Source organism: Paenibacillus sp. FSL R7-0189 (assembly GCF_037969925.1).
GTDB lineage: Bacteria > Bacillota > Bacilli > Paenibacillales > Paenibacillaceae > Paenibacillus_AQ > Paenibacillus_AQ odorifer.
Genome location: NZ_CP150223.1, coordinates 5,857,792 through 5,881,914 on the forward strand (window position 1 = coordinate 5,857,792; position 24,123 = coordinate 5,881,914).

Sequence of the window (24,123 nt, forward strand, 5' to 3'; positions counted from 1 at the left end):
ACCCGGGTTTTATTTACCCGAGTTTCACATCACATTATATTTGTGTTTTTTCTTCAATAGGGCTAATTGCTTTCAGCTGCATCGTTATGACGGCTGCAATAACGGCTTTGATGATGTCTCCCGGAAGAAAGGCCAACGCTCCGACAAGACCAGCCCAGATCGAAGTATTGGTTATCAATGCCATGACAGGGGCACCAATCAGACTCACTAGTAATACACCGAAGATTATGTTGATAGCTACCAGCTTCCAAGTTCGAACCTTCGGCCAGATTTTTTCGGAATACCAGCCAATAAGGCCGGCCGCAATTGGAAAGCTAAATATGTATCCTGCAGAAGGTCCAACTAGCACCGAGATTCCGCCGCGACCGCCGGTCAGTACAGGCAGCCCAATGGCTACTAGTATGATGAAAATAATTAGACTGAGAGCGCCCATCCGTTTCCCCAGAAAACATCCAGCCAACATGACGCCAAGTGTCTGGGCAGTGATCGGAACGGGGATGAAGCCGAGTGGGATGGGCGGTATCATCCCCAACACCGCGATAAGTGCTGCGAATAATGCAGCATAAATAAGTTCTTTTGTCTTCAAAAAAATGACCTCCATTGGATATCAATGATTGTATTCTGGTTAGTAAATACGTCCAGTAAGCTGAATTATAATGGAGATATTCTTTATTGTAAACCATGAAATATTATATGGTTTACAATAGAATAAAATACCATGCTTGAGTTTTTCCTATTGTTATATAGAATTAGAGTATTCAGTCGCAATCGTTGGATGTTAATCTATTCAATGGGTTTTGGTCGGAGAGTTATACTTTTGGAGGTTTAAGTTCATGACAGTAAAAGAACATATTCTTGCCTTACTCGACAGTAATAAGGGTGAATATTTTTCCGGCGAGGAAATAGCCGTTCAGTTATCCGTGACGCGCAGCGCGGTCTGGAAAGCCATAAAATCTTTACAGACAGACGGTTATTCCATACAAGCTGTAACCAATAAAGGATATTCCATGTCACCACAAACGGATATCTTATCAGCCAGTGCAATTTCAAAGTACCTGGATACTCGGGGGCAAAAGTTACGAGTTGAAGTCTTTAAGACCATATCTTCCACGAATGAAGCCGTAAAAAACCTTGCCTCAAATGGAGAAGCTGAAGGTAAGGTGATTCTTTCGGAAGAACAAACAGCTGGTCGCGGGCGAATGGGCCGGAAGTTCTTTTCTCCACCTGGAACGGGTATCTATATGAGCATCCTGCTGCGTCCCAAACTGTCCGCAACAGACTCAGCTTTATTGACCACTTGCGCCGCAGTAGCTGTAGCCCTTTCTATCGAGAGAGTATCCAGTAAAGAAACGCAGATTAAATGGGTAAATGACGTTTTCATGGAAGGGAAAAAAGTGTGCGGGATTCTTACCGAAGCATCCGTGTCACTGGAAAACGGCTGGCTTGATTATGCTGTTCTCGGCATCGGTATCAATGTAGTCCTCCCTTCCGAAGGCTTTCCCACTGATCTTACCGAGATTGCAACAACTGTAATCTCCGAAAACAATCCTTATGGTGATCTCCGCAACCGTCTCGTTGCAGAAGTACTAAACAATTTCATGAGATATTATGAGCATTTAACGGACAGATTGTTTCTTTCCGAATACAAAAAAAGGTTAATTTCACTTGGAGAACCTGTGACCGTGATAAAGGATAATGAACACCGTAAAGCAACAGCCATTGATATCGATGACGATTGCCATCTGAAAGTCAGATATGAGAATGGTGACGAGGAGTATCTTTCAAGTGGAGAAGTCAGCATTAAAATTTAACTGGAGCTTCGCCTCCAAAGCAGCTATGTGCTGCCTCATGGCAGGCTGCGTCATCATACGAGCCAAAAAAACCTTGCTGATCCAAGGTTTTTTTAGATGAACTTAAAGTATCAACTTAAAGCTTAGGATTTTACTGTACTAAAGTATCTAAATCAGGCTGCAATTTGTTCCGCAGAACATACAGCATGATGGCACCCACAAGGAACGCAACAGCATCCGAAATGACGAGCGACCAGACTACTCCGTGGAAACCGTTCATTCGATTAGCGATATACAATACTGGAATCAGAGTAATACCTTGAATAATTGACATAATAAAGGCGGCGGTTCCTTGTGCTGTCGCTTGGAAGATACCTGTAAACAACGCGGTCGTTCCTGAAATGAACAGGGATAAGAACGTTACATGAAGAATGTAGCTGCCCAGTTCAATTAATTGAGGGTCATTCGTAAATAAACCGATTAAGTGGTCTGAAATCAGATATACAATAATGCCGAACACGGCTGCTAATGCCACAGTCACTTTGATTGTAAAAGTAATGGTGTGCTTCATGCGTAATTTGTTAGCTGTAAAAGAGAAGGCAATCAGCGGCACGACTCCCTCACATAAGCCCATCAGGATAACCTCTGGAAATTGTAATAAACGTGATGAAATCCCGAAGGCCGCAATGGCCTGCTCCCCATATTCGACCAGAAAACGGTTAAAGATGAGTGACATTGCACCCATGAAGAGACTCATAACAAAGACTGGAACTCCAATTTTAAATACATTGCTGAGAATGTCTTTGGAAGCTTTGAACCATTTTACGGAGATGGTTAAGAATTGGCTCTTATATCCCATGTGGAAGGCGTAGAATGCACTTGCAACCAAGTTAGAAATGACTGTAGCAGATGCAACCCCGATCACGTCCCAATGGAAGACGAAAATGACTAGCGCATCGAGAATAATATTCACAACAACACTGAGAAGCATACCGATCATCGAAGTGATTGCTGCCCCCTCCGAGCGCACGATATTCTCCAGCGTGAAGAATAGAACGACGAAAGGTGAACCAATAAGCATAATCGTGACATAGTCCTTCGTGAATCCGAAGGAGTCAGGCGTCGCTCCCAAGCCATGAACGATTGAATCGATCAATGGGATGCCGGCAGCCATCAAAATAAGACCGAGAACTAAACTGCTGTAAAAGGCGAATGAAGACACATGCTTTACATCATCATATTTTTTCTCTCCCAACAAACGGGAGATAAATGCACTGCTACCGATGCCAATCAAGTTACCAAGCGCCATTATGGCGGCAAATAACGGTAAAGTTAGTGCGAGTGCGGTTAACATCGCAGTATTGCCCAGTGTACCAAGGAAATAGGCGTTCAAAATGGAGTATATGACACTCATCGACATGCCTAGCATCATCGGTACTGCGAAGTGAGCTACGGCTTTTGCGACAGGTGCTTTTTCAAAGTAATGGAGGTTTTCTGCATCCATAGGGTTCACCACTATCTTTCTTTATTTTGTTTTTTGAAATTACTTAGAATTCTAACTATCGGTCCAATATGAACCGTGACGCAGCAACAAGCAAACCTGTACCCTAACGTCGAGTCTCAGATTTGGCGTACGAAATTTGACTATTCTTCAGTTTCACATTACGCTGCCTTTGCCGTTCATCTTTCTCTGGTGAAAAGGCAGCGCCTCAGCTACTGTTTGCTAAAAGACTCTAATTACTTATCGTCCGGGCCATGTGACTTGTCAGGTGACGAATTACTGTCATCTCTGGAAGGCCAGCCGAATCCGCGCATGTCACCATGCCCTTCTCCGCCAAACCCAGGGAATCTGCCGCTAAAGCGTTCGTCCCTAGAATTTCCCCACATTTTGTGCATTTGTCCGCGCATAGCCATCAGTTTTTCAAATTCCTCTGTTCCCATACGCTCCTTTGCGGCCTCCATCCACATAGCCATCACATCACGTTCTCCGTCCGTTCCAAGTTCTTCCTCCACAGCTGTAATGACGCGAGTTAGGTAATCCCCGAAAGCTATCTGCTCTTCTGGCGATAAGCGAGAAAATATGTTGCCGCTGTTTATCTCTTGTTTCTCTTCCTCTTGCCCTTTTTGCGTTAGGTAAATCAACATGATACGTTTGTCTGTTTCTGAGGGCTTACGGGTGATGTATTCTGCTTTCTCCAGTTTACCAAGCAATTCATTGAGGGATGATACACGGATGTCCAGCATATAGGATAAGTCTTTGGTGCTGATACCGTCTTTCATCCGAAGAAATGCTAATATCCTGCCTTGCCCACGTGATGCGTCGGCCATAGGACCAACCGCGGCGTGAGTTTTCAAGTGTTGCCTTTGCAACAGCCATTGCAGTTTCGCGAGTTTTTCGTATAACTCATCATTCATGTCCATAATGAATCCTCCGTTGAATTTTTACGGTACCTGTTGCTCTTTGTGACGGTACCTGTTGATTTGTATTATAACGGTACCTGTTAGATATGTCAAAATGTTTTTTGCAGGTACCGTTAGTATGTTGTTCCGCTGTTTCTGGGAGGTGGCTTATAAGCTTGCAAAAAAATACAAAACCCGCGCCCCGCGCGGGTTATTTTAAAATTATATTGTGATCAGTTTTCATTTTATATATCTGCAAGCAATCCTTCAAACCACTTCAGAACGGTTTGCTCGCCTATTCGATGTGCCTTGATATTCTACTTATCACCGGCAAGTGTAAGCCACTTGCGGTTATGATGTTCCTGTACTTCAACAGGGGTATCGAAGAAATCGCTCAAGACATCCGACTGCAAGCAGTTTACTGTCTCATCCCCTTTGTAGATTTCGCCGCTCTTTACCAGCAGCGTGTGCGTAAAGCATGGTGTTATCTCTTCGATATGATGGGTTACATACAGCAAGGTTGGTCCACCGGGTTGCTTTGTTATCTTCTCGATCATCTGCAGCAGCTGTTCTCGGGCAAAAATATCAAGTCCCGTGCATGGCTCATCAAGAATTAGTAGATCTGGATTGGCCATTAGTGCGCGTGCTATGAGGACTTTCTGCCGCTGTCCTTGCGACAAGGTATCATATGTACGACTAACTAAGGAAGAGCAGTCTAGAAATTCCATTAACTCTTCGGCTTGTTTTTGATCCTCTTCATTTGTCTTATCATACAGACCAATGGTCGCAAATTTTCCGCTTAGGACGATGTTCAGGGCAGTCTGATGGCCGTACAGCTTCTGCTGCAAGGAGGTGCTTACCCAACCGATTCGTTTGCGTAGCTCTCTCAAGTCCACATCGCCGAAGCGATGGTCCAGCACCTCGACTTGTCCTGTTGTCGGCCAGATATAGCCGTTCACTACATTTAGCATCGTCGTTTTTCCTGAACCGTTCAGACCGACGATACACCAGTGTTGTCCCTGCTTCACTTCCCAATTCATATCGCGTAAGATCATTGTCGTATCACGTTGCCATGATACATTTTTGAGTGATATAATCATGCCCAATTTTCCCTCCTTATACATGCTTCAATGAGTTCAATACTATCATGGTACAGCCCTTCCCGTAAAAAAACCATAACCTCAAGATTTTTTTACCAGTGGTTCTACGGACAATTAATCTTTGATTCTCTGTTTGTTTCGGTATACTGTCGGAGGGATCCCGTTAAGCTGTTTAAAAATCTTGCTGAAATGATATTCTTCGTAGTACCCGCATAATTTGGCTATTTCCTTAACTGGATAATCGGTAAAGACTAGATAACGGCAAGCTTGCTGGTTCTGTATGTGCATATGGTATTCCTTAGGCCCCATCCCCGTAAATTTTAGGAACATCTTACGCAAGTAAGATGGCGAAATGCCGTATTTCTCCGCCAATTTCTCGATCCGGTGATGATCCTTATAGTCGTTCTCGAGTGTTTTCTTGATCTGTTCGAAGGCGGCGAAAGCTCCAGACTCCATCAGATTCCAGTCCGGTTGTACGGTCTGGTGCAGCATATGCAGCAGGATCTGCATTTTAGCCCGGGATACAGCTATGCCATCGGTTAGTCCGGGCAGCCAGTCCTGGTGAATCCCCCAGACCAGCTTGCTAATTTCCTCAGCTTCCTGTTGATTATATTGGCTTAAGAAGGGAAGTCTCAGTTTTCCGATTGGCTTGACTTCCTTCCATACCGCATCATAACCAAGCTCTGCACAATCGAAGAGCAGCATCGTTATGCGAAGTGGAGCATCCATCTGCGAGCGCATGGACAGTTTAAGGCCTGGTTTTAAATAGATTAGCATTCCAGCCTCTACTTTGTGCTCAACATTGGTCAGGAAAACCCCTTTACCTTCATGAATCCAGTACAAGCTGTGCACATTTACCATGTTACGGATGTCCTCCCAGCCGGGATAAGTAGCTTTGTCGAGTACAAAATGGATATGCACGGTGAGGTCATTCAGCTTGTAATCATTTTCTTCCAATTAATATCCCCTCCTGCTGCTAAAAGAGCGATTTAAACAAGACGATAACGTTTTTTTCTATTCAATGCTTAAACTCCAAATGTTACTATCCATATTATCAAGATGTCTGAAATTCTCAATACATTACAGGAAAAAAAGGAGGAACACACTTGTTAAGGACTTTTAGCGAGTATCAAATTCGGAGAGCTGAGCTGTTGGATGGGCCTTGGGATTTCATGAAGGATCCGTTAAATACGGGTGTTCAAGAAAAATGGTTTGAGCGATTTCCACATTCTAGGCAGTCTCTTTATGTGCCCTCGTGCTGGAATAATGAACTGGGAATGTACGATTATGAAGGTGTCGGTTGGTATCGTAAAAAAATACAGATTGTGAATTCGCAGCATGTCAGACTCATCTTTCATGCCGTGCTGGGCCATGCCGATGTCTATTTGGACGGGCGGCACCTTGGGTATCACTATGGCGGATTTACACCTTTTGAATTTATTGTTCCTTCCTTAGGGGCAGGAGAACATGAGATTATCGTCCGGACGGACAGCACCTTGGACCTACTTACGATTCCGACAGAGCAGGTGGATTGGTATCATTACGGGGGTATCATACGGTCGGTGGAGCTGCAATATTTGCCTGATATTTACATCGAACAGCTGAAGATTGATTATGCACTGCATGGATCAGATGCAGATGTTACTGTTCAGGTGCAGCTCCATTCCTTCCATAAGGAGCAGCATACTACCAAGATCACATTCTCCGAAAGCGGACATGAATTGCACTCGGAAGAAGTACAGATTGAGACTGGCCAAACCCTCAGTCATACGTTCAAGTTGCTTATGCCTGAAATACGTTTGTGGAACGTAGGTCTTCCAGAACTGTATACCTTTCAACTGCGGACAGAGGAAGACGACAAAATTGAACGGATCGGTTTTCGCTGTATTGAAACAAAGGATCATCGGATTCTAATTAACGGTTCACCCGTATATCTTAAGGGGGTGAACCGACATGAAGAGCATCCTGAGTGGGGTTTTGCCTTCCCTCCGAAGCTGATGCACAAGGAGCTCAGTATCATTTTGGAGTTAGGTTGCAACTCCGTCCGGGGCTCGCATTATCCCCAGAGCCCATATTGGCTTGATCTACTCGATGAGCAAGGGATTGTATACTGGAGCGAAATTCCGATATGGGGAGCCTTTCTGCCGAACGAAACGGTAAGTGAGCCGCTCTTCCAGGAGCGTGCACTGTCTATGATTGAAGAAATGATTGGCCTGCATTTTCATCACCCAAGTGTGATCTTCTGGTCCGTTCATAATGAGATTGATACCCGGACTCAAGAAGCATATGCTTTCACACAAGCTCTAGTCGGATTGGTGAAGAAACTCGACAGCACTAGGCTTGTCACCTACGCTACGATGCATCCACTCGAAGATATTCTACTTCCATTATTCGATGTTATCGGTATAAATAAATATTTTGGCTGGTACGAAGGCGATACAGCCAGCTTCAAAGACATGCTGGAACAGTTCCATGTGCGTGCGGAGCAGATGGGAGCCGGTAACAAGGTTGTGCTCATGACCGAATTCGGTGGTGCTGGACTATTCGGGGATGTGGGCTGGGAGCCGAGATTGTTCAGCGAGGATTATCAGGCAGATATTGTGACTGAAGCGCTGGCAATCTTCAAGAATGATTCGAAAATTGGCGGGACCTACATCTGGCAGTTTGCAGACATCCGCGGCGATCTGAAGAGCAGCAGTAAGAACTTCCGCGACCGGGCCCGCGGCTTCAACAATAAGGGTCTGGTTAATGAATACCGTAAACCCAAACAATCCTTTCGTGAAGTGCGCCGTATCTACCGATCTTGGACAGATTAATATCCACATTGACTAAGAAGCCCATCGTCAGCATGGGTTTTTTTAGTGTCTGCATTCTTAGATCCTTACAGCTGGTTTCGGATGCCGTATATATAGTTAAGCTGGGCGTATTAAGCCGGTTCTATTCTTTGCGTACTCGGGTAGCAGTAAGTTGATTGACTATTTTCGGCATTCGATACAAGTGCTTCTCCTCTTACATTGCAGATAGATAAAGGAGTTTTAATCTAGAGTGATCAGTATGGTATGAATAATACTTGTTAATTTTTTATGATCCGTTGCCGTTTTTACCATTGTACGCAGTCCTAACCAGGCATTCATTAAATAATGAGAAATGGCCTCGGGCTCCAGTGAAATTCTAAGTTCACCTCTTTGCTGGCCAGTCTGAACGAGGTCATATAACAACTTCTCCGTTTTTGAATAGCTATTCTCAACAAAGGATGCAACCTCCGGATCCAGTACTCCCAGCTCCACACCCGAATTAACTATGAAACATCCTTGAGGTTCTCCTTCGCTCCTCATCGAGGATTCTAGAAATTGTCGAATGATCTCCTTTACCGGTTCTTGCTTCTCAACCAAGAATCTCATTTTTTTGTTTTGAGTAGATTCGTACCGTTGGAGTGCCGTCAAATATAAGGCGTGCTTATCACCAAATGTATCATAGATACTTCTTCTGTGAATTCCCATACAGTCTACCAAATCTTGCATTGAAGTTTTCTCGTAACCTTGCATCCAAAATAGTTGTATCGCTTTATCTAGTACTTCATTAATTTCAAATTCTTTGCTTCTTGCCATTGTAATCACCTCAAGCAATCATTATACATTTAAGTAAACGATCCGCAAACTAATATATAAAACGTAAATAAAATCAAGCAAGATGCTTGATTTTATTCATAACATGATAACTGAACTGATGCTTACCATTGGATTCTTACTTTGGCTGTTTTTAAACAATCCAGAGTCCAATCTTTTTCCAGCGTGTGCAAAAGTTGTACCCTACGTTTAAGAATAGGGAAGCCAGTTCTTTTTGCTCCAGTTTCTTCGAAGATCGTTTTCGTGACTAATATCTAATTCGATTTAAAACTCAGATATAATTGGATAGATTTGATCTCTCAGATTGAAGTTATAGTTCTGGTCAACAATCCCTATCATATCATTGCTATTATAAAGTTCTACCATGAAACTCGCCATTTGTTTGGCAGTGTGGTACTTAGGCATGTTTGCTTTGTAATCAAATTCTTCAGCATCTATTGATTTCTTCACAAATTCCGTTTCAGTTATTGCTGGAGCTAAAACTTTTGCTTTTAATTTCGCGCCTTTAAGCTCTAGTTCTTTTGCAAGCCCTTCGGTGAAGGCACTAACATAATATTTAGATGCAGAATAAGCAACGCTCCCAACAGCAATGGCATATCCGAGTGCGGATGATACGTTAATTAACTGAGTTCCTTCAACATCAGTATAATCTCGCACAAATAGTGTAGAAAGGATCGTCAAGGATTCGATGTTAACACGTAACATAGTTTCAACTTTATCTAAATTCTGTTCTACCACAAAAGAAGCTTCACCAAGTCCTGCATTATTAATCCAGGTTTCTATTTGGTATTCCTTCAAAGTGTTATACAGTGTGTAAGCCTGCTCTGTAACAGACAGATCACTTGAACGAACAAGAACATTTACATTAGGATCAATATTCTGAATTGTTGATTTAAGTTCTTCTAATTTATCTAATCTTCTAGCTACCAAAATTAAATTTTTACCGCGTGCAGCAAACGCCAATGCTGTTTCATACCCAATTCCTGAGCTTGCTCCTGTAATCACTGTATATTTCATATTATTCTCTCCCTTTTAAGTTTTTTGATCATTTAACAACATTTCGATAGAGTTTTGTTCACGATTAAACTTGTATCTCGTTCATCCCTCCCTTAATAAATTTCTTCGAAATATTCAAGAACGATCATTCTAGTTACGGCAAAAAAACTACACTATTAACTCTAATTTAAATCAGTATATCAATTCTAGAATGATCAGTAAAGAATTTTTCGACAACCAATTTAGATATACTCCTTAAAATCTGATAATAACTTTCCCTTTAGGATGACCTTCAGCAACAAAATTCAGTGCTTCGTTAATCTCTTCTATGTGGAATTCTGTTGGGTCCACTGCTGGTACAATCCCATTATCTTCAATAATCTTCGTGATTTTCTTTAATTGTTCGCCATCACTGCGAACAAAAATGAAATGATATTGAATCTTCTTTTTCTTCGCTTTATGATCATACCTAGCCCCGGCGATGGTGAAGAGCTTTTTTTTCCAGCCAGAGAAGCCCAGATCTTCTGCAAAACGTTTGTTAGGACCGGTACGCAGAGAAAGAAGGCGGCCTCCTGCTTTAATAATTGAAAGCTCATGATCAAATTCGCTTGGTCCCAAGGTATCAATCACATAATCTACATCACCAAGCTGTTCCCAATAGTTCTCAGTCGTATAATCAATATATTGGTCTGCACCAGCGGCCATTGTCCGTTCACGTGCTTCTGGATTTCCACTGATGATGACCTTGAGCCCCATACTTTTGGCGATAGGAATGGCCATTTGGCCAAATGAACCAGAACCTCCAGGGATAAACACGATTTCGCCAGCTTTAGCATCTAATTCTTCATTTAATCCTTGATAGGCTGTCAATCCTGTTAATGGCGCAGCTGCACCAGTCACAAAATTCAAATTAGCGGGTAGGTGCCCGATGGCATTTGCATTAATTGCCGCGTATTCCGCAAAGGCACCGATTTTTTGTAGTGGCAGACGTGAATAAATTGCATCGCCAACTTTGAAGCCTTGCACCTTCTTACCCACTTTTTCAATAACACCCGTCAGCTCGTTACCAAGTACCAATGGGAATTCATAATCCTGAATCAGCTTTACGCTTCCGGTACCAATGAGCAATTCCAAATGATTAACTGCTGCTGCTTTCACCTGGACCAAGACTTCGTTATCACTTATTTCTGGGATTGGAATATCGTTCACTTTTACTATGAACTTTTTTGAATATTTGGTGATCTGTGCTGCTTTCATAATTAATGACCTCCTATGCGTTAAAAAAGTAACATTTATTTATTTTTGTAACTTATACAATAAGCATAAAGCAATAAGTTACAAAAATCAATAATTGTTACTGATTATTTTATATGTTAAAATATTCGCAAGTGTATTAATGATAAAAAGGAATTTATTGAAGAAAGAAGGGTTGGCAGTACTGTGGCTAAAATCACACAAGAGCTCATTATTGAAACAGCTGAGGCATTAATTAAACGCACGGAAAAATCCGAAGTGACACTCTCACAAATTGCGGATGAATTAAGTATCACCCATGCAGCGCTCTATAAGCACTTTAAAAATAAGCAAGAGCTCTGGGCAGCCGTATCTAAGAGCTGGTTCAACCGGATGATTTCAGAACAAATTAAATTAGATATGACTAGTTTAACTAAACCGCAAGAATTGCTTCACGATTGGTTATGGGCATTTGTTAACGCAAAAAAACGGGCTTATAACGAGAATCCCAAGATGTTTGCCTTGAATACTCAATACGTGGATAGCAATCCACTGGTATTACGCGATGTTCTCTGGGATTCCTACCAAATTATTGACGGCTTCATGGACTATCACGATCCCCACTTGGAACGGGCTGAGGCGATTCTCTCTGCGTTTGCAGTATTTAGCCTCCCATCCTTCAAAGAATCCTGGAATTTACCTGACTACCAAGACAGGTTTGAACGCATCTGGAGTTTAATCAAACAGGGCCTATGAATTCAAATCCTCTAGTTTTTAAAAAAATTATTCTTCAATCATAAACATGGTCCAGAAGCTTCTGTCTTCTGAAGTACTGCCGTTGCTCTCCCACTTTTGTCCGGTTCCCCAATTTTCGTAAAACATGGAATAAAATTATCATTACGAAGTCCTGTTTTGGTGGAATACGCGGAATTCCTGAATTCCTCACTGAGCATGCCAATATGTGCGGGTTACGGACGACTTCTGGAACCTGTGGCTGGTGAATGGCAAATTCAAGTGCGATTATCTTTAAATCTCTCCTAAAAATGGTTTGCTAAAAAAATGTAAAGCCGGTTATTCAGGATCATCCTGAAACCGGCTTTTTATTTAGAACAAATTAAAGGTATAAATTTTTTGCCGAGTCTGTAAATGCAGTCCTCAGTTCTAATCATAAAAATGGTCCCTATAGTTCCCTTTAACTCTAAAAAGTTTAGCTTTTTTCTCGGCTTCTATTCCGCAAGCCTGTAAGTCCAAGCAACCCTAAGAGACCCAACCAGCTCCAATTAGTGCCTCGATTCTCATCCCCGACTGCCTGCGCTCGGTAATTTCCATTCTCGACCGCTGTTGAATTATGATTACCCGTTGCATTAACATTCCTTGCATTCAGGTTATCATTTGTTTGATTAGCCGAGTAATGTGTTTGTATCCCTAGGTTTGCTTCATCTTGGTTCGCAAATGCTGGAATACTTAAAAGTAAACTAAGACATGCAACTGATGCAAAAGTAGCAATCTTCTTCATTTTTTTCCCTCCAGAACAATATTGGGCAGGCAGCACCCATTGCTATTTTCCCCTATTTAATCCTTCCTATCCGAGAATTTTGAGGAATAGCTTTGCTTCTGATTGTTCTTCCCTCCTGTCTTTCCCTCGCTTGGAGTAACAGCGAATAAGGATAGCAGTCACGTTCCGCCCCTACGGCTGCTATATAAAGAAGTGATCGTGCCTCGATTTCTTTTTCAATTCCTTCAAGGGTGCAAACTATAACAATGTACCTAAATAAGCGCCGAGGACAGGGCTTAACATTTTACCAAAGGTGTTGGAAGCAATGACTCCCATTCCATCCCTGCCTCGATGGAGATACACTCGACTCTCTCCAGTGATAACCAACTTCATTGAATGCAAAGGCAATTATACTTGCAAGCGGTCCGTTAGAATGATTACTGATAAGTCCTCTCTAAAATAGTATCTGCCATCGTCCATGGAAGTATCTATCCAATCATCACGATGAAAAACATTTGATTCCTCCACAACTCGTGTTCAATTTTATCGTTCCTTATTTTCACATTTATCCTATTATGAGAAAATTAGTGCTATTTATCCTTAAACATGCACGGATGTCGAAGCCTCAAATTGACATACCTATTTTATGTGAAAAGCTGCAATTTTCTTGTTGTTGTGGGCATGCTAATGTTTGTTCAAATCCAACAATAAAGGAGACTATTTATGACAGGGATTCTAGGCGGTAACCCCAAAGAAGAACCGATGCATTATGGAGAGATTTTTACGGTTTGGCAAGCCTCAATGGTCGCAAAGGGAGCCCTCTCTTGTTACAGAGCTTATATGTACCACGCGGGCGACAATGACCTGAAAAAAATATTAGGAGCTTTAATTGATCAAGCGGAGCTTGAAATCAGTGAGTGTGATACACTGCTCTCAGAGCAAGGTATTGCATCTGCACCAGTAATGCCAAATCGGCCCGATGCTAAACTTGAAGATATTCCTGTAGGGGCACGTTTCACAGATCCTGAAATTGCAGTCAAACTTGCAGCTGATAATGCTGTTGGACTTGTGGCATGTAGTCAGGCAATGGGACAATCGATCAGAGAAGATATAGGGGCTTTGTTTGCTAAATATCACCTTACCAAAGCAGCCATCGGCCTTAAAATTCTACATTTGACTAAGAAAAAGGGCTGGTTGATTCCTCCACCTCTTCTTGTTAAAAGACCTGAATCCGTGAAGGCGTAATTCTACTCACTCTTTAGTTTCTTATAAAAGAAGGCCCGCGATCTTCCGCGGGCCTTTTTTTGGTTGTCCTACCACTGCCTTTATCAGAATAAGCTATCTATATAAAGGAGGAGGACAACATTAACGTATTTATAGGTTATATGATTATAGGATTATCCCTCTCGGCACCTCTCGGACCCATTAATGCAGCACAGCTGGACAAGGGACTCCGCGGAGGATTTATGCCTGCCTGGATAGTCGGTTTAGGGGCGGTTAGTGCCGATATCATCTACATGCTGCTTGTTTATTTTGGCCTCATTCATCTGCTGGATGCTCCGTTTGTTAAAGTGTTTTTATGGTTGTTCGGATTCTTTGTCCTCGTCTATTCAGGTGTAGACAGCATTAAAAATACAGGTGACATTTCAGCTGACGGGCTGAGGGGCAACGATACCTCACTATCCAAATCTTATCTGTCGGGATTTCTCATGTCCTTGTTCAATCCCCTCTCGATCCTTTTTTGGTTGGGTATTTACGGCTCAATATTAGCCAAGGCGGTCAGCGAGTATCCGATGCAGCAATTATTGATCTATAGCGGAGCAATCGTACTAGGGATTCTTTTCTGGGATGTAACCATGGCTGCCGCCTCCAGTCTCTTTCGTAAATTTCTAACCGTTCGGGTATTGAAGGCGATCTCCGTTCTGTCAGGTCTGTCGCTGATTGGATTTGGTTTTTATTTTGGTGTACAGGCTGCCCGACTTCTCTTTTTTCATTAAACCTTGTTTTTTCGCATCCTTATGCCCTTAATCCGAAATTCAGGACCGCCCGGTAAAGAATGATATTCATGGGTCTGTTCGTCCGCCCCATGCCCCATAACATAACTGTCCTTCTTATTACGGATGTGTTGAACGATCCAATCACTCAAGGCAATCAGCGAAACAATTAGCAGGCTGATGTAGAAGCCTGGACGACTGAGCGCATGAAATAGCGTACCTGCTACAGCAGTAGCGATCAGCACTAAGCCTAGCCAGCGTTTCACCCCGTTTAGAAGACTGGGCTTAAGCAGCTTGCGGGAGGAGAGCAATATAAAGGACCAGTTATAGAGGATCATCAGTCCGGCAGCTGTTGTAATGTATTCGTATACTTTTCCTGGCAACCACAATGACATCATAATGGCACCCCCTAAACCTCCAGCTATTAAACAAAGGGCAAAAAACGGATATTTATCCTTCCATTTCTTCGAAAAAACCTTGGGTGCATCCCCTTCCTGTGAAAGAGTGATCATCATCGAGGTAATGGCATAAAGCGAAGCTGTCATCGTGGAGAACCCAGCTATGATCAACACCCCGTTAAACAAATGCGGTATAAAGGTCAGATGGTCGCTGCTGAGCGCGAGCACAAAAGGACTTTCTTTTGGATTAAAAGCACTAAGCGGCACCATGATTACTGCAAGCCCGATTGAGAGAACGTATACTGTAGCCAGTCCCAGCAACATCACCTTTCCTGCTTTTGGAGCTTCCTCAGGTTTCTTTAGCCTGTAGGACATAATTCCCAGCACCTCAATGCCACCATAGGCATAAAAAGCAAAAATAAAGGCAGACCACAACCCAATACCTCCAGATGGAAACAACGCTTTAAACCCAAGTGGAACTTTCGGTGAGAACTTAGAACCGCCGATCCAACCCGTCAGAAGTACGGCAGCAATAACAAGGAACATTAGTATAGCCGCCACTTTAATGATGGCCAGTATATTTTCAACCCTGTCAAAGCCCTTATTACCAAAAAACACAATCAATAGGCTCACGGCCGCAAAGCTGGCAGCAAATACCCACATCGGTACGGCCGGGAACCAAAAACGCGAGAATATGGACAATGCTGTGAGCTGACTTCCCATAATCAACAGTTCCGAAAACCAATATACCCAGCCGCTCCCGAACCCTGCCCAATTTCCAAATGCTTTTTTTGCATAGGATCGAAATGAACCCTGCTCCGGATCTTCCGCTGTCATCTGAGCCAGTGCATCAAATACGACATATGTTCCAATAGCAGCTAAAATGTAGGCTAGCAGCACTGCTGGCCCTCCCATAGAAATTGCTAGACCTGAGCCAAGAAAGTACCCGGTTCCTATAGTGCCTGCTATGCCTAACAAGCTTAGTTGCCACCATTTCAGTTTATCGTCTTCTTCAGTTTTACTGGAAGGTTGCTTCATGAATTCCGTCCTCATCCTGATTAGAATTTGAGATATCTCTCATCTCTAGAATTCCCTTCAGGCGGGTCCGTTATTTACAGGAATCATAATAAATAAGCTTCCCGACCAGAAAGGCTGACAGGCTTATAGTTATTCATACCGGGTAGTATGCAATAAAGAAGAAAAGACTGGTTAATCAGTATGGCTTTTTTGTGGTAGGAATCGTTGTATCGATTCGTATGTTTACGGAAGTTTCTTGTTCTGTGATCTGTGGAATGGCAATCGTAACTAAATCTAAACCGCAGTATAAATGATATCTTTCCGTATAAATGGTACTATTGGGTATGGACTTACTCTATAGTAAAGGATAATTTACTCATGATTAGAAAAAATCTAACGAATTTTTATACTGGTGAATTTGCTAAGCTATTCGGAATCAAAAAAGATACATTGTTCTACTATGACAAAATAAAGCTATTTCAACCAGCAGGAATAAGCGATAACGGATATCGATATTACACTATACAGCAGCTCGATACCTTTTGGGCTATACAATCACTCCGATCGTTGAACTTTCCTATTAAAGATCTGAAGAGCTATTTCAGTTCACCTTCCTCGGAGAAATTGACCAAGCTTGCTGAAGAACAACTCATAAAGGTGGAAGAAGAAATTAAAAAGCTACAAGAAATTTATTGGTTCCTTTCGAAGTTGACATCCATATCAGAAGAATTAATAAATACCACACTAGGTGAAGTTACAATCGTTGAATTACCGGAGGAACACGTGATATATAGTGCCCCGAATCCACGTACCGGTGATACCTCTAACGAAGAATGGAATTACGATTATGAAGTTTTTTTAGAGCAAACAGGAATGAAAGGTCCAGCTTTCATTGGTTCTGTGACTAGCAAAGAGGATATCTTGCATGGTCGGTTTAACCGAGTTGAACGTTTGTTTGTTCACACTGAAACTCCGAATGCCGAATTAAAATCCGCAGGTCTTTATGCCATTCTTTATCATAAAGGCAGCTATGAGAGCATAACGGAAGTTTATCCGTTCCTGTTAAATGAAATTAGGGATAGAGGGTTTCATGTATCCGGTAATGCTTATGAAGAATATTTGGTCAATGCATTGTCATCCAATAGAGAAGAAGACTTTGTCACGAAAATCAGTCTTGCTATAAAGTAGAAAATTTAATTTATAGCTTAGCGTCGTGTGACGAGTTGCTGCAACTCGGTAGCCCAGAGCTCTTGCGGATTCGGTTGAGCCACGATGTAGAACTCGCGGTATACTTCCTGAGGCCGATACCCCTCTCTACTAATCCAACGTCGGAGATTATTCCAGGTGGCAGCAGTGCTTTCTGAGCCACGGTGGACCGTCGTTACAGCCGCTTCAACACCAGAGAGTACTACGACCTCGAATCCGTCTCCGGAGACAACCTCTGGTCCGACAGGAAATGCGGCAGTCACAATTAACCCGTTACCGTCCACGTCTTCCTCAAAGGTGGCTAGCGATACCGCACCAACAATCACACCTGCCTGGGTAAGGCTGAGGTAGAGCTGATTAAACATTGGACCAATGATAAGGTTGATGTGATTAAAGCTCTTCGCTTTTGCCATGATGCGGGCGACGCGCAGAGCCGGCAGCGATTTGATCTCTGGTTTGTGTGCAGCGAACTTAGGTTTTTCTTCAGACACTGCTGATCCTTCAACACTTTTTTCTTCTGTGTCTTCTTCTATATAATTATTCATGAGGTACTGTGTTGCTGCTAAGGCATGGGTGCGAACCAGATGCAGCAATTCCTTGATCGATACCGACTCATTGGCCGCGCTGCAATTGCTTCCGTCCGGACCATACCAGAAAGCAGGCGTACCACGATAACGCCAGTACCGACAATCGGAAATTGCAACATCAGGAACCAGCACCGGTTTGTTCCACCCCAAATCTTCTACCGTCTCCTGCAAGATCCTAGCCATCTCACTGTCTGGATCCGATACATCCGCCGAATCGACGCCTTCCAATTTGATTTCTGCTTCGGGATAGCGAGATACAATATCTCTGGCTTTCGAGAAAATCGTATACGGATCAGCTCCGACTGGAAGAACAACGGATACCGAGAATATACAATCAGGTGAAATGACACTAGGTGAATTGCCACCCTCGATCGTACCAACATTAACCGTGATTAATGGCAGAATCTCAGCTGCACCTTCTCCTCTGGACTCGTTGTACTGTTCACGCCGCTGCGGATTAGAGAGTATATCCGTAATCGAGGAGGGAACGTCTACCTCGATACCTTCCAACTCGTCAAGGTCGCGGATGATATCGGTGGCGATACGGATCGAGCTTTTGCTTTCGTTAGGATACCCGGATATAGCTCCCCGTGTCGCCACTCGTACAGAAAACTGCATGTAACCCTTCGAGGCGAACGAAATCGCATCCGTTCCAGAGGGTTCGGCGCTGAGGACGCAGTCGGCTTCCATTTCGCTTTCGATCTGCTCGAACATAAAGCCGGTGCCCCGTCCATATCCAGTCTCTTCATCGGAGACGATGGTAAGCGATAGTTTGCCCTTCAGTTGATCGCGTAATTGTGATAGATACGTGTAGGCGAAAAGCATCGCCGTTACGCCTGCCTTCATATCTGACGTCCCGCGTCCCCATACCCGACCGTTCACAATCTTTCCGCTCCATGGATCGTCAGTCCACCCGGGTTCATCTCCAGCAGGCAGTACATCGAGATGTCCGTTGAACATCAGATGCCTACCCTCGCTTGGCATTTGCACCGAAGAAATGATATTTGGCATGGTATCTTTGGCGTTGACTTGCCTGTACGGAAGTCCCTCGATGTCGAGGTAACTCTGAACCATCGCCATTGCCTCACGCGTATCACCTGGAGGGCTAGGGGTTTCACATTTAACTAGACTTGAGAAGAACTGAACAATCTTCTCCTCATCACGTTCGACACAATTCATTATTATCTCGCTAATTTGTTTTAACTGATTCTTTTGCTTCAATTGTTGATCCATATCCTTGTCTCCTTTGAGTGATTGATGATTTGCAGGCTTACATAGGTCATCTGTCCTGACAAAGGGTATCATAAGGTATGGAGTTACTCCATAGTAAAGAGGGGGTTTTTCTTTTGTTTTGGAATAGCTGAGTAACTCCTAAATCCAAACCGTATCCAGCAGCTCGTCCACTGCTTGAATTCTGGTCACAGATGGTGTTTGTATTAAATTCCCTCTGACCATAACCATAGCTACATCAGACAAAGCTTTTATGTTCTCCAATGGGTTTTGCTCCATCATGATTAAATCCGCATATTTGCCCACATCTATAGAACCTGTCAGGTGATCGATTCCCAAAATATCTGCATTTGATTTGGTTACTAGTTCAATAACCTCACTTGCGTTCAGCTTTGTTTGTCGCATGAAATGATCAAGCTCACGCCAAAGATCATAGTGGGTTACATAGGACATAGCAGCGTCCGTTCCCACACCATTTTTGATATCATGTTCTATAGCCTGCTGTAGCCCTTTTAACATAGAGTCATACACAAGCCGGGCATTTTCCTTAACGGTTGTATTCAACTTTGTCAGGCTCGGATCTAATTTCGCACTGGGATAAGCTGCTTGTAAAGTAGGGATCACAGCGGTGTAGCCCTTTAAGGCTCTGGGATTATTTTTGTACAGCCTGATCATTTCCTCATCCATCTCCGCGCCGTGTTCAATAGTATCCACCCCACCCTTTAACGCAACTCTTACACCTTCGGTACTTTCTGCATGTGCCGCCACACGCATCCCAATTTTATGAGCTTCCTCGCAAATCGCAGCCACCTCTTCTTCCGTCATTTGCAAGCGGCCAGCTTCTCCGACCCTTTTGGCATCGGTAACCCCGCCAGTTACACATATTTTGATTAGGTCTACTCCGTTTTTTACATTGATTCTTACATTTCTTCTCCCTTCCCATGGTGAATCACCGACTAAAGCCAAATAAGGTGCACCGTGGCCATCCGTTACGCTCAGGAAATACCCAGACACCAAAAGATTAGGTCCAATAAATTGATTTGCCTTAATCTCATCCCTCAAAAGAACATCAGTATAAAAAAATTCACCTACACTACGCATCGTTGTTACTCCGGAATGCAGTGCGGTTAGGGCATTTTTTTTCATCCGTTTCTTCAACACGTTTCTGCCCAGTCTCGTATCCAAAATATGATGAAACGCAAAATTCAGCAGCCCTTCACTGGCCGACAGCGTAAACGGCTTCCCATCGGCAAAAAGATGGACATGCGCATTGATGAGACCGGGCATCACATATTCCCCCGAACAATCGATCGTTTGGTAATGGGTCGGGACAGTTACAGCGCTTGCTTTCCCGATCTTCTCAATCAATCCGCTTTCATGAATCAAAATAGTCATATGGGTGTCCGTGCCTTTTATTGCATCTCCATAAATAACATTGCAGTCCTTAAATGCATAACCTATCTTCATCGTAGCTTCCCCCGTTTCATGATTACACTATCCAATAATGAATTAACTATTCATTATTGGATTTAAAAAAATAGGGACCCTCGTAGATGCTAAATGTGCATATCCACTTGGTTGTCCCTCATTGCAGTGTTGTGCGCCAGTTCCACCCCACACCTTAATTCGGCGCATTGACGTTATTCGTTTAAGCTTTTTAGTCCATGCAGCCAGTATAAGCTTAATGCCTCGAAAATCCGTTTCCGGCTATCGGCGCTCATCTCGTGCTTTAATAAATCCAGAATCATATTGATGACATTGTTCGCGATGATCTTCAGCAGAATCATATTTTCTTCGGTTCCGATTTCGTATCTTTTATAATGATCCTTAATATAGGGCCTTTTAGTTTCGATCATCAGATCGATCAGCTCGTTTTTGGCATTGCTATATACGGTCCCTTTATTCTTTTCAAAAATAATGACAATCTGCCTGCTGTACTGGGTTAATATAGTTATTTGCTCTTGAACGATAGCTGATTTTTTCTCATTATTAACATCATCAAAAAAAGTCTGGTTATCGATGCGAATATTTTCCACTAACACATTCTTCAAATAGTCCACTAAAGACGGCGGAACAACCGAATAGAACAATTCTTTTTTATTTTTAAAATAAGTATAAATATTTCCAACAGAAATTTGAATTTCATCGGCAATATCATTCATTTTGGCATCAGAGAAGCCTTTTTGGAAAAATACCTTTAAAGCGGCGGATTCAATCTCCTGTTTAACTTCATCTTTTTTAGACTGCATATTGCCATCACCTTTAATAATGAATTGATAATTCACTATTAAAAATAATTCAAAAGATTGAATTTGTCAAACCACATACGTGATTCAGTCATTACAATATCTCGATATAGCCTTCTGTTCCATGCACACGAATTCGTTGCCCGTCTTTTATCAATTTGGTAGCATTCTCCACTCCGACAACTGCTGGCAAGCCATATTCACGCGCAATAACTGCCCCATGGGTCATTAGTCCACCAACTTCAGTAACTAGGCCTTTTACAGATACAAACAATGGAGTCCAGCTAGGGTCAGTAAATAAGGTAACTAATATATCTCCGTTTTCCAGATCAGCATCCTCCATGTTTAAGATGACACGCGCACGTCCCTCTATAACACCGGAAGAAACCGCTAAACCTACAATAGCTTCAGCTGGAAGGTTTTCTCGTTTATACTTCCCCGCAATGATTTCACCATCAGACGTAACAACACGTGGTGGAGTTAGTTTTTCAAATGATTTGTACTCTTCTTTGCGTTTGCTGATGATCTGGTAATCCAATTTATTTGTGCTTACGACTTCGCGTAGTTCTTCAAAAATGAGATAGTATATATCTTCTTTTTCAGGAATAACTCCCGCTTGTACTAGTTGTTCTGCTTCTTTCAGTAAAGCTTGTTTATAAACGAAGTAGCGATTAACCATGCCGTATTTTGGGTATTCTCTAAACCCGCTGAAATTCCGGATGAGATCAATCATTCGTTTTGTTTCATTCGCCTTTTGTTCACCATCGGGTAATTGCTTCAATCGATCTAATAGCTCTAGTTCTTTTTTCAAAGCTTCCTGTCGACCTTGTTCAAACTTCCGATGGCCAGCATTAGGTTCAAAGTTTTTGATATTACTGAGAATCATGGGGACAAGTGTAGTTGGTTTTTCGCTCCAACGAGTTCTTGTAAGATCGATTTCTCCGGTACATCGCATTCCGTATTTACTGAGATAGTCATAGAAAGCGTCTTGGGTTTCCTGCCCACCCTCAAAGCTAACCAGTTCATTTAAGAAATTTTCATCTTTAAGCTGCTGTAAATAATCAATGACTTCCGGATAAGGCCGAATCACATCAGCGAGATTGAGTAGCGCCAGACCCATTTCTGAAGTTATATTGCCCTGTACAGATTGAGAAAGCGTATCCGCTACGTTTTTTTCACCCAACCACTCATTTATTCTTTCGTTGATCCATGCTGAAGCATCCATAGCCGCCATAATCACACGCATACTTTGTGGGTTGAATAGAATCTTCTTTAATTGCTGCATATCTTCCAGAATAAAATCAAACAACTCCGCCCCTGATTTGGTTTGAATGTTTTGTTGCAACTCTTCTATCGATGCTTGGTTGCTCTTAATGAGGTCAGAAACGATTGTCGGATCATTTTCGAGTTGTATTTGAGAATCACTAGGTGGCAGGCTTGTATTGCTCTTACTCGGAGTAGAAGCTTTTTCATTATCTGCCGAAAATTTTATAAAATCTTCTCGCTCTACGATGGTTATGAGTGCGTCTTTTATGAGGGGATCAGATTTACCTAAGGCTTCTATGATCATTTCTCTGCTGCCAGGTGAAGCAAGACTTGATGTGACATCAACAAACAATCTTCCGCCAGCTGTACGCATAGGTGCAGGAGTCGTTAACAGGTAAAAAGCCAATCCCAGCGGTTTCATGGGATCTGTCATCATTTGTTGATGACCAACAGATACATAAACGTGGTTTTCTTGATCATTCGCTTCAGGGATGGGGAATAAAGTCGTGATTGGCCGACTCTGGACGATATAAAATGTATCCTCGTCCAAACACCATTCGATATCTTGTGGGCAACCAAAATAGGCTTCAATCTGTCTGCCTATCCTTGCTATTTGTAAAATTTGTTGTTCAGTAAGTGTTTGAGTCTTTTGCTGTTCGAGGTCGATCTGCCGGGTCTCTGTTCCGCCTTCTTTTAGTCCGTAGATAGCCAATTTTTTGGTTGCTATTCTCTTATCGACAATTTTCTCTTGCTGTACTTTATAACCATCGGCAGATACTAAGCCAGAGACCAGTGCTTCGCCAAGTCCAAAACTGGCATCGATGGATAGCAGTTTCCGGTTAGAAGTAATCGGATCAGCGGTAAATAAAATCCCTGAAGCCTGTGGAAAAACCATCCTTTGAACGATAACGGATAAATAAACTTGACTGTGGTCAAATCCATTTTGCATACGGTAGATTACGGCACGATCCGTAAATAGAGAAGCCCAACATTTGCTGATATGCTGAAGGATTGCTTCTATGCCGATGATATTTAAATAGGTATCTTGTTGACCTGCAAAAGAGGCATGTGGTAAATCTTCAGCGGTGGCACTAGAACGCACTGCATAAGCATGTTCATCACCAAGCTGGGTGAGATTGTGAGAAACTGCCTTCACAACATCGGAAGGAATTTCTGCTTCCATAATGATTTGCCGAATCTTCCTACTGATTTCACCGATTTGATCCCGATCTTCTACTTTTAGCATAGTTAGTTGATCCAACAAAGCATGATACGTTTGGTTCTGTTCGAGGGCTTGGTGATATCCTACTGTTGTAATACAGAATCCTTCTGGTACTTGTATTCCTTCTATTTTTGATAATCTCCCTAAATTTAACCCTTTTCCGCCAACGAGCAAAAGCTGTGTATTGTCCACTTCCTGAAAACCGAGAACTAAAGAACGCATTTATTATCGCTCCTAACTATTAAATTGAGAAAAAAATTGACAAGAATTTAACGGCATGATAAACTAAATATATAAGATGCAATTATTATGCCTAA

At 42.6% G+C, this 24,123-nt stretch carries 20 protein-coding genes; 6 read left to right on the forward strand and 14 right to left on the reverse strand.

Features of this window, described 5'->3' with window-relative positions:
• Positions 1-34: 34 nt before the first annotated feature.
• Positions 35-586, reverse strand: coding sequence for a biotin transporter BioY (locus MKY63_RS25665; protein ID WP_036677150.1), 552 nt, complete (start codon positions 584-586; stop codon positions 35-37).
• A 247-nt stretch (positions 587-833) separates the two neighbouring features.
• Between MKY63_RS25665 and MKY63_RS25670 the strand changes: the two genes are divergently transcribed.
• Positions 834-1,811 carry a biotin--[acetyl-CoA-carboxylase] ligase gene (locus MKY63_RS25670; RefSeq protein ID WP_076274533.1) on the forward strand — a complete coding sequence of 326 codons (978 nt, stop codon included), beginning with the start codon at positions 834-836 and terminating at the stop codon, positions 1,809-1,811.
• A gap of 130 nt (positions 1,812-1,941) precedes the next feature.
• Here MKY63_RS25670 and MKY63_RS25675 read toward each other — a convergent pair whose 3' ends face one another.
• The 4 genes from MKY63_RS25675 to MKY63_RS25690 form a co-directional block, all read right to left on the reverse strand.
• Positions 1,942-3,294: an MATE family efflux transporter gene (locus MKY63_RS25675; protein ID WP_038571252.1), complete on the reverse strand. Its 1,353-nt coding sequence runs from the start codon at positions 3,292-3,294 to the stop codon at positions 1,942-1,944.
• Between the two features lie 233 nt (positions 3,295-3,527).
• Positions 3,528-4,211, reverse strand: a complete 684-nt coding sequence (locus tag MKY63_RS25680; RefSeq protein WP_076274532.1) for a MarR family transcriptional regulator — start codon at positions 4,209-4,211, stop codon at positions 3,528-3,530.
• A 296-nt stretch (positions 4,212-4,507) separates the two neighbouring features.
• Positions 4,508-5,290, reverse strand: a complete 783-nt coding sequence (locus tag MKY63_RS25685) for an ABC transporter ATP-binding protein (RefSeq protein WP_036677157.1) — start codon at positions 5,288-5,290, stop codon at positions 4,508-4,510.
• Positions 5,291-5,404: 114 nt separating this feature from the next.
• Positions 5,405-6,247 (reverse strand): AraC family transcriptional regulator, encoded by an 843-nt coding sequence (locus MKY63_RS25690; RefSeq protein WP_076274531.1) that lies wholly within the window; start codon positions 6,245-6,247, stop codon positions 5,405-5,407.
• 149 nt (positions 6,248-6,396) lie between these two features.
• Between MKY63_RS25690 and MKY63_RS25695 the strand changes: the two genes are divergently transcribed.
• A complete protein-coding gene (locus tag MKY63_RS25695) occupies positions 6,397-8,106 on the forward strand; it encodes a glycoside hydrolase family 2 TIM barrel-domain containing protein (RefSeq protein WP_076274530.1) in 1,710 nt (569 codons plus the stop codon).
• A gap of 219 nt (positions 8,107-8,325) precedes the next feature.
• On the opposite strand, the gene MKY63_RS25700 is transcribed toward MKY63_RS25695, so the two are convergent.
• The 3 genes from MKY63_RS25700 to MKY63_RS25710 form a co-directional block, all read right to left on the reverse strand.
• Positions 8,326-8,898 (reverse strand): TetR/AcrR family transcriptional regulator, encoded by a 573-nt coding sequence (locus MKY63_RS25700; RefSeq protein WP_076099173.1) that lies wholly within the window; start codon positions 8,896-8,898, stop codon positions 8,326-8,328.
• A 282-nt stretch (positions 8,899-9,180) separates the two neighbouring features.
• Positions 9,181-9,933 (reverse strand): SDR family NAD(P)-dependent oxidoreductase, encoded by a 753-nt coding sequence (locus MKY63_RS25705; protein WP_076274529.1) that lies wholly within the window; start codon positions 9,931-9,933, stop codon positions 9,181-9,183.
• 234 nt (positions 9,934-10,167) lie between these two features.
• Complete coding sequence (locus tag MKY63_RS25710; RefSeq protein WP_076274528.1) at positions 10,168-11,169, reverse strand: NADP-dependent oxidoreductase; 1,002 nt, start codon at positions 11,167-11,169, stop codon at positions 10,168-10,170.
• Positions 11,170-11,352: 183 nt separating this feature from the next.
• Here MKY63_RS25710 and MKY63_RS25715 point away from each other — a divergent pair, with 183 nt between their 5' ends.
• Positions 11,353-11,901 carry a TetR/AcrR family transcriptional regulator gene (locus tag MKY63_RS25715; RefSeq protein ID WP_038571236.1) on the forward strand — a complete coding sequence of 183 codons (549 nt, stop codon included), beginning with the start codon at positions 11,353-11,355 and terminating at the stop codon, positions 11,899-11,901.
• Between the two features lie 451 nt (positions 11,902-12,352).
• Here MKY63_RS25715 and MKY63_RS25720 read toward each other — a convergent pair whose 3' ends face one another.
• Positions 12,353-12,661: a WGxxGxxG family protein gene (locus MKY63_RS25720; RefSeq protein ID WP_038571232.1), complete on the reverse strand. Its 309-nt coding sequence runs from the start codon at positions 12,659-12,661 to the stop codon at positions 12,353-12,355.
• A gap of 702 nt (positions 12,662-13,363) precedes the next feature.
• Between MKY63_RS25720 and MKY63_RS25725 the strand changes: the two genes are divergently transcribed.
• Complete coding sequence (locus MKY63_RS25725) at positions 13,364-13,885, forward strand: DUF3231 family protein (RefSeq protein WP_076274527.1); 522 nt, start codon at positions 13,364-13,366, stop codon at positions 13,883-13,885.
• 119 nt (positions 13,886-14,004) lie between these two features.
• Entirely contained in the window at positions 14,005-14,637 is a 633-nt protein-coding gene (locus MKY63_RS25730) for a LysE family transporter (RefSeq protein ID WP_038571226.1), read from the forward strand.
• On the opposite strand, the gene MKY63_RS25735 is transcribed toward MKY63_RS25730, so the two are convergent.
• Complete coding sequence (locus tag MKY63_RS25735) at positions 14,634-16,070, reverse strand: amino acid permease (RefSeq protein WP_076223656.1); 1,437 nt, start codon at positions 16,068-16,070, stop codon at positions 14,634-14,636. The genes MKY63_RS25730 and MKY63_RS25735 overlap by 4 nt on opposite strands.
• A gap of 357 nt (positions 16,071-16,427) precedes the next feature.
• On the opposite strand from MKY63_RS25735, the gene MKY63_RS25740 reads away from it, so the two are divergent.
• Positions 16,428-17,237 (forward strand): MerR family transcriptional regulator, encoded by an 810-nt coding sequence (locus MKY63_RS25740; protein WP_076316425.1) that lies wholly within the window; start codon positions 16,428-16,430, stop codon positions 17,235-17,237.
• A 17-nt stretch (positions 17,238-17,254) separates the two neighbouring features.
• Here MKY63_RS25740 and MKY63_RS25745 read toward each other — a convergent pair whose 3' ends face one another.
• From MKY63_RS25745 to ppsA, 4 genes are all read right to left on the reverse strand, one after another.
• The gene (locus MKY63_RS25745) at positions 17,255-19,075 is read right to left on the reverse strand and encodes a M20/M25/M40 family metallo-hydrolase (RefSeq protein ID WP_076316424.1); all 1,821 of its coding nucleotides are present in this window, start codon (positions 19,073-19,075) and stop codon (positions 17,255-17,257) included.
• 138 nt (positions 19,076-19,213) lie between these two features.
• A complete protein-coding gene (locus tag MKY63_RS25750; RefSeq protein WP_339810274.1) occupies positions 19,214-20,539 on the reverse strand; it encodes an amidohydrolase family protein in 1,326 nt (441 codons plus the stop codon).
• Between the two features lie 173 nt (positions 20,540-20,712).
• A complete protein-coding gene (locus MKY63_RS25755) occupies positions 20,713-21,321 on the reverse strand; it encodes a TetR/AcrR family transcriptional regulator (RefSeq protein ID WP_076133162.1) in 609 nt (202 codons plus the stop codon).
• Between the two features lie 91 nt (positions 21,322-21,412).
• Positions 21,413-24,028: a phosphoenolpyruvate synthase gene (ppsA, locus tag MKY63_RS25760; protein WP_339810278.1), complete on the reverse strand. Its 2,616-nt coding sequence runs from the start codon at positions 24,026-24,028 to the stop codon at positions 21,413-21,415.
• Positions 24,029-24,123: the final 95 nt, after the last annotated feature.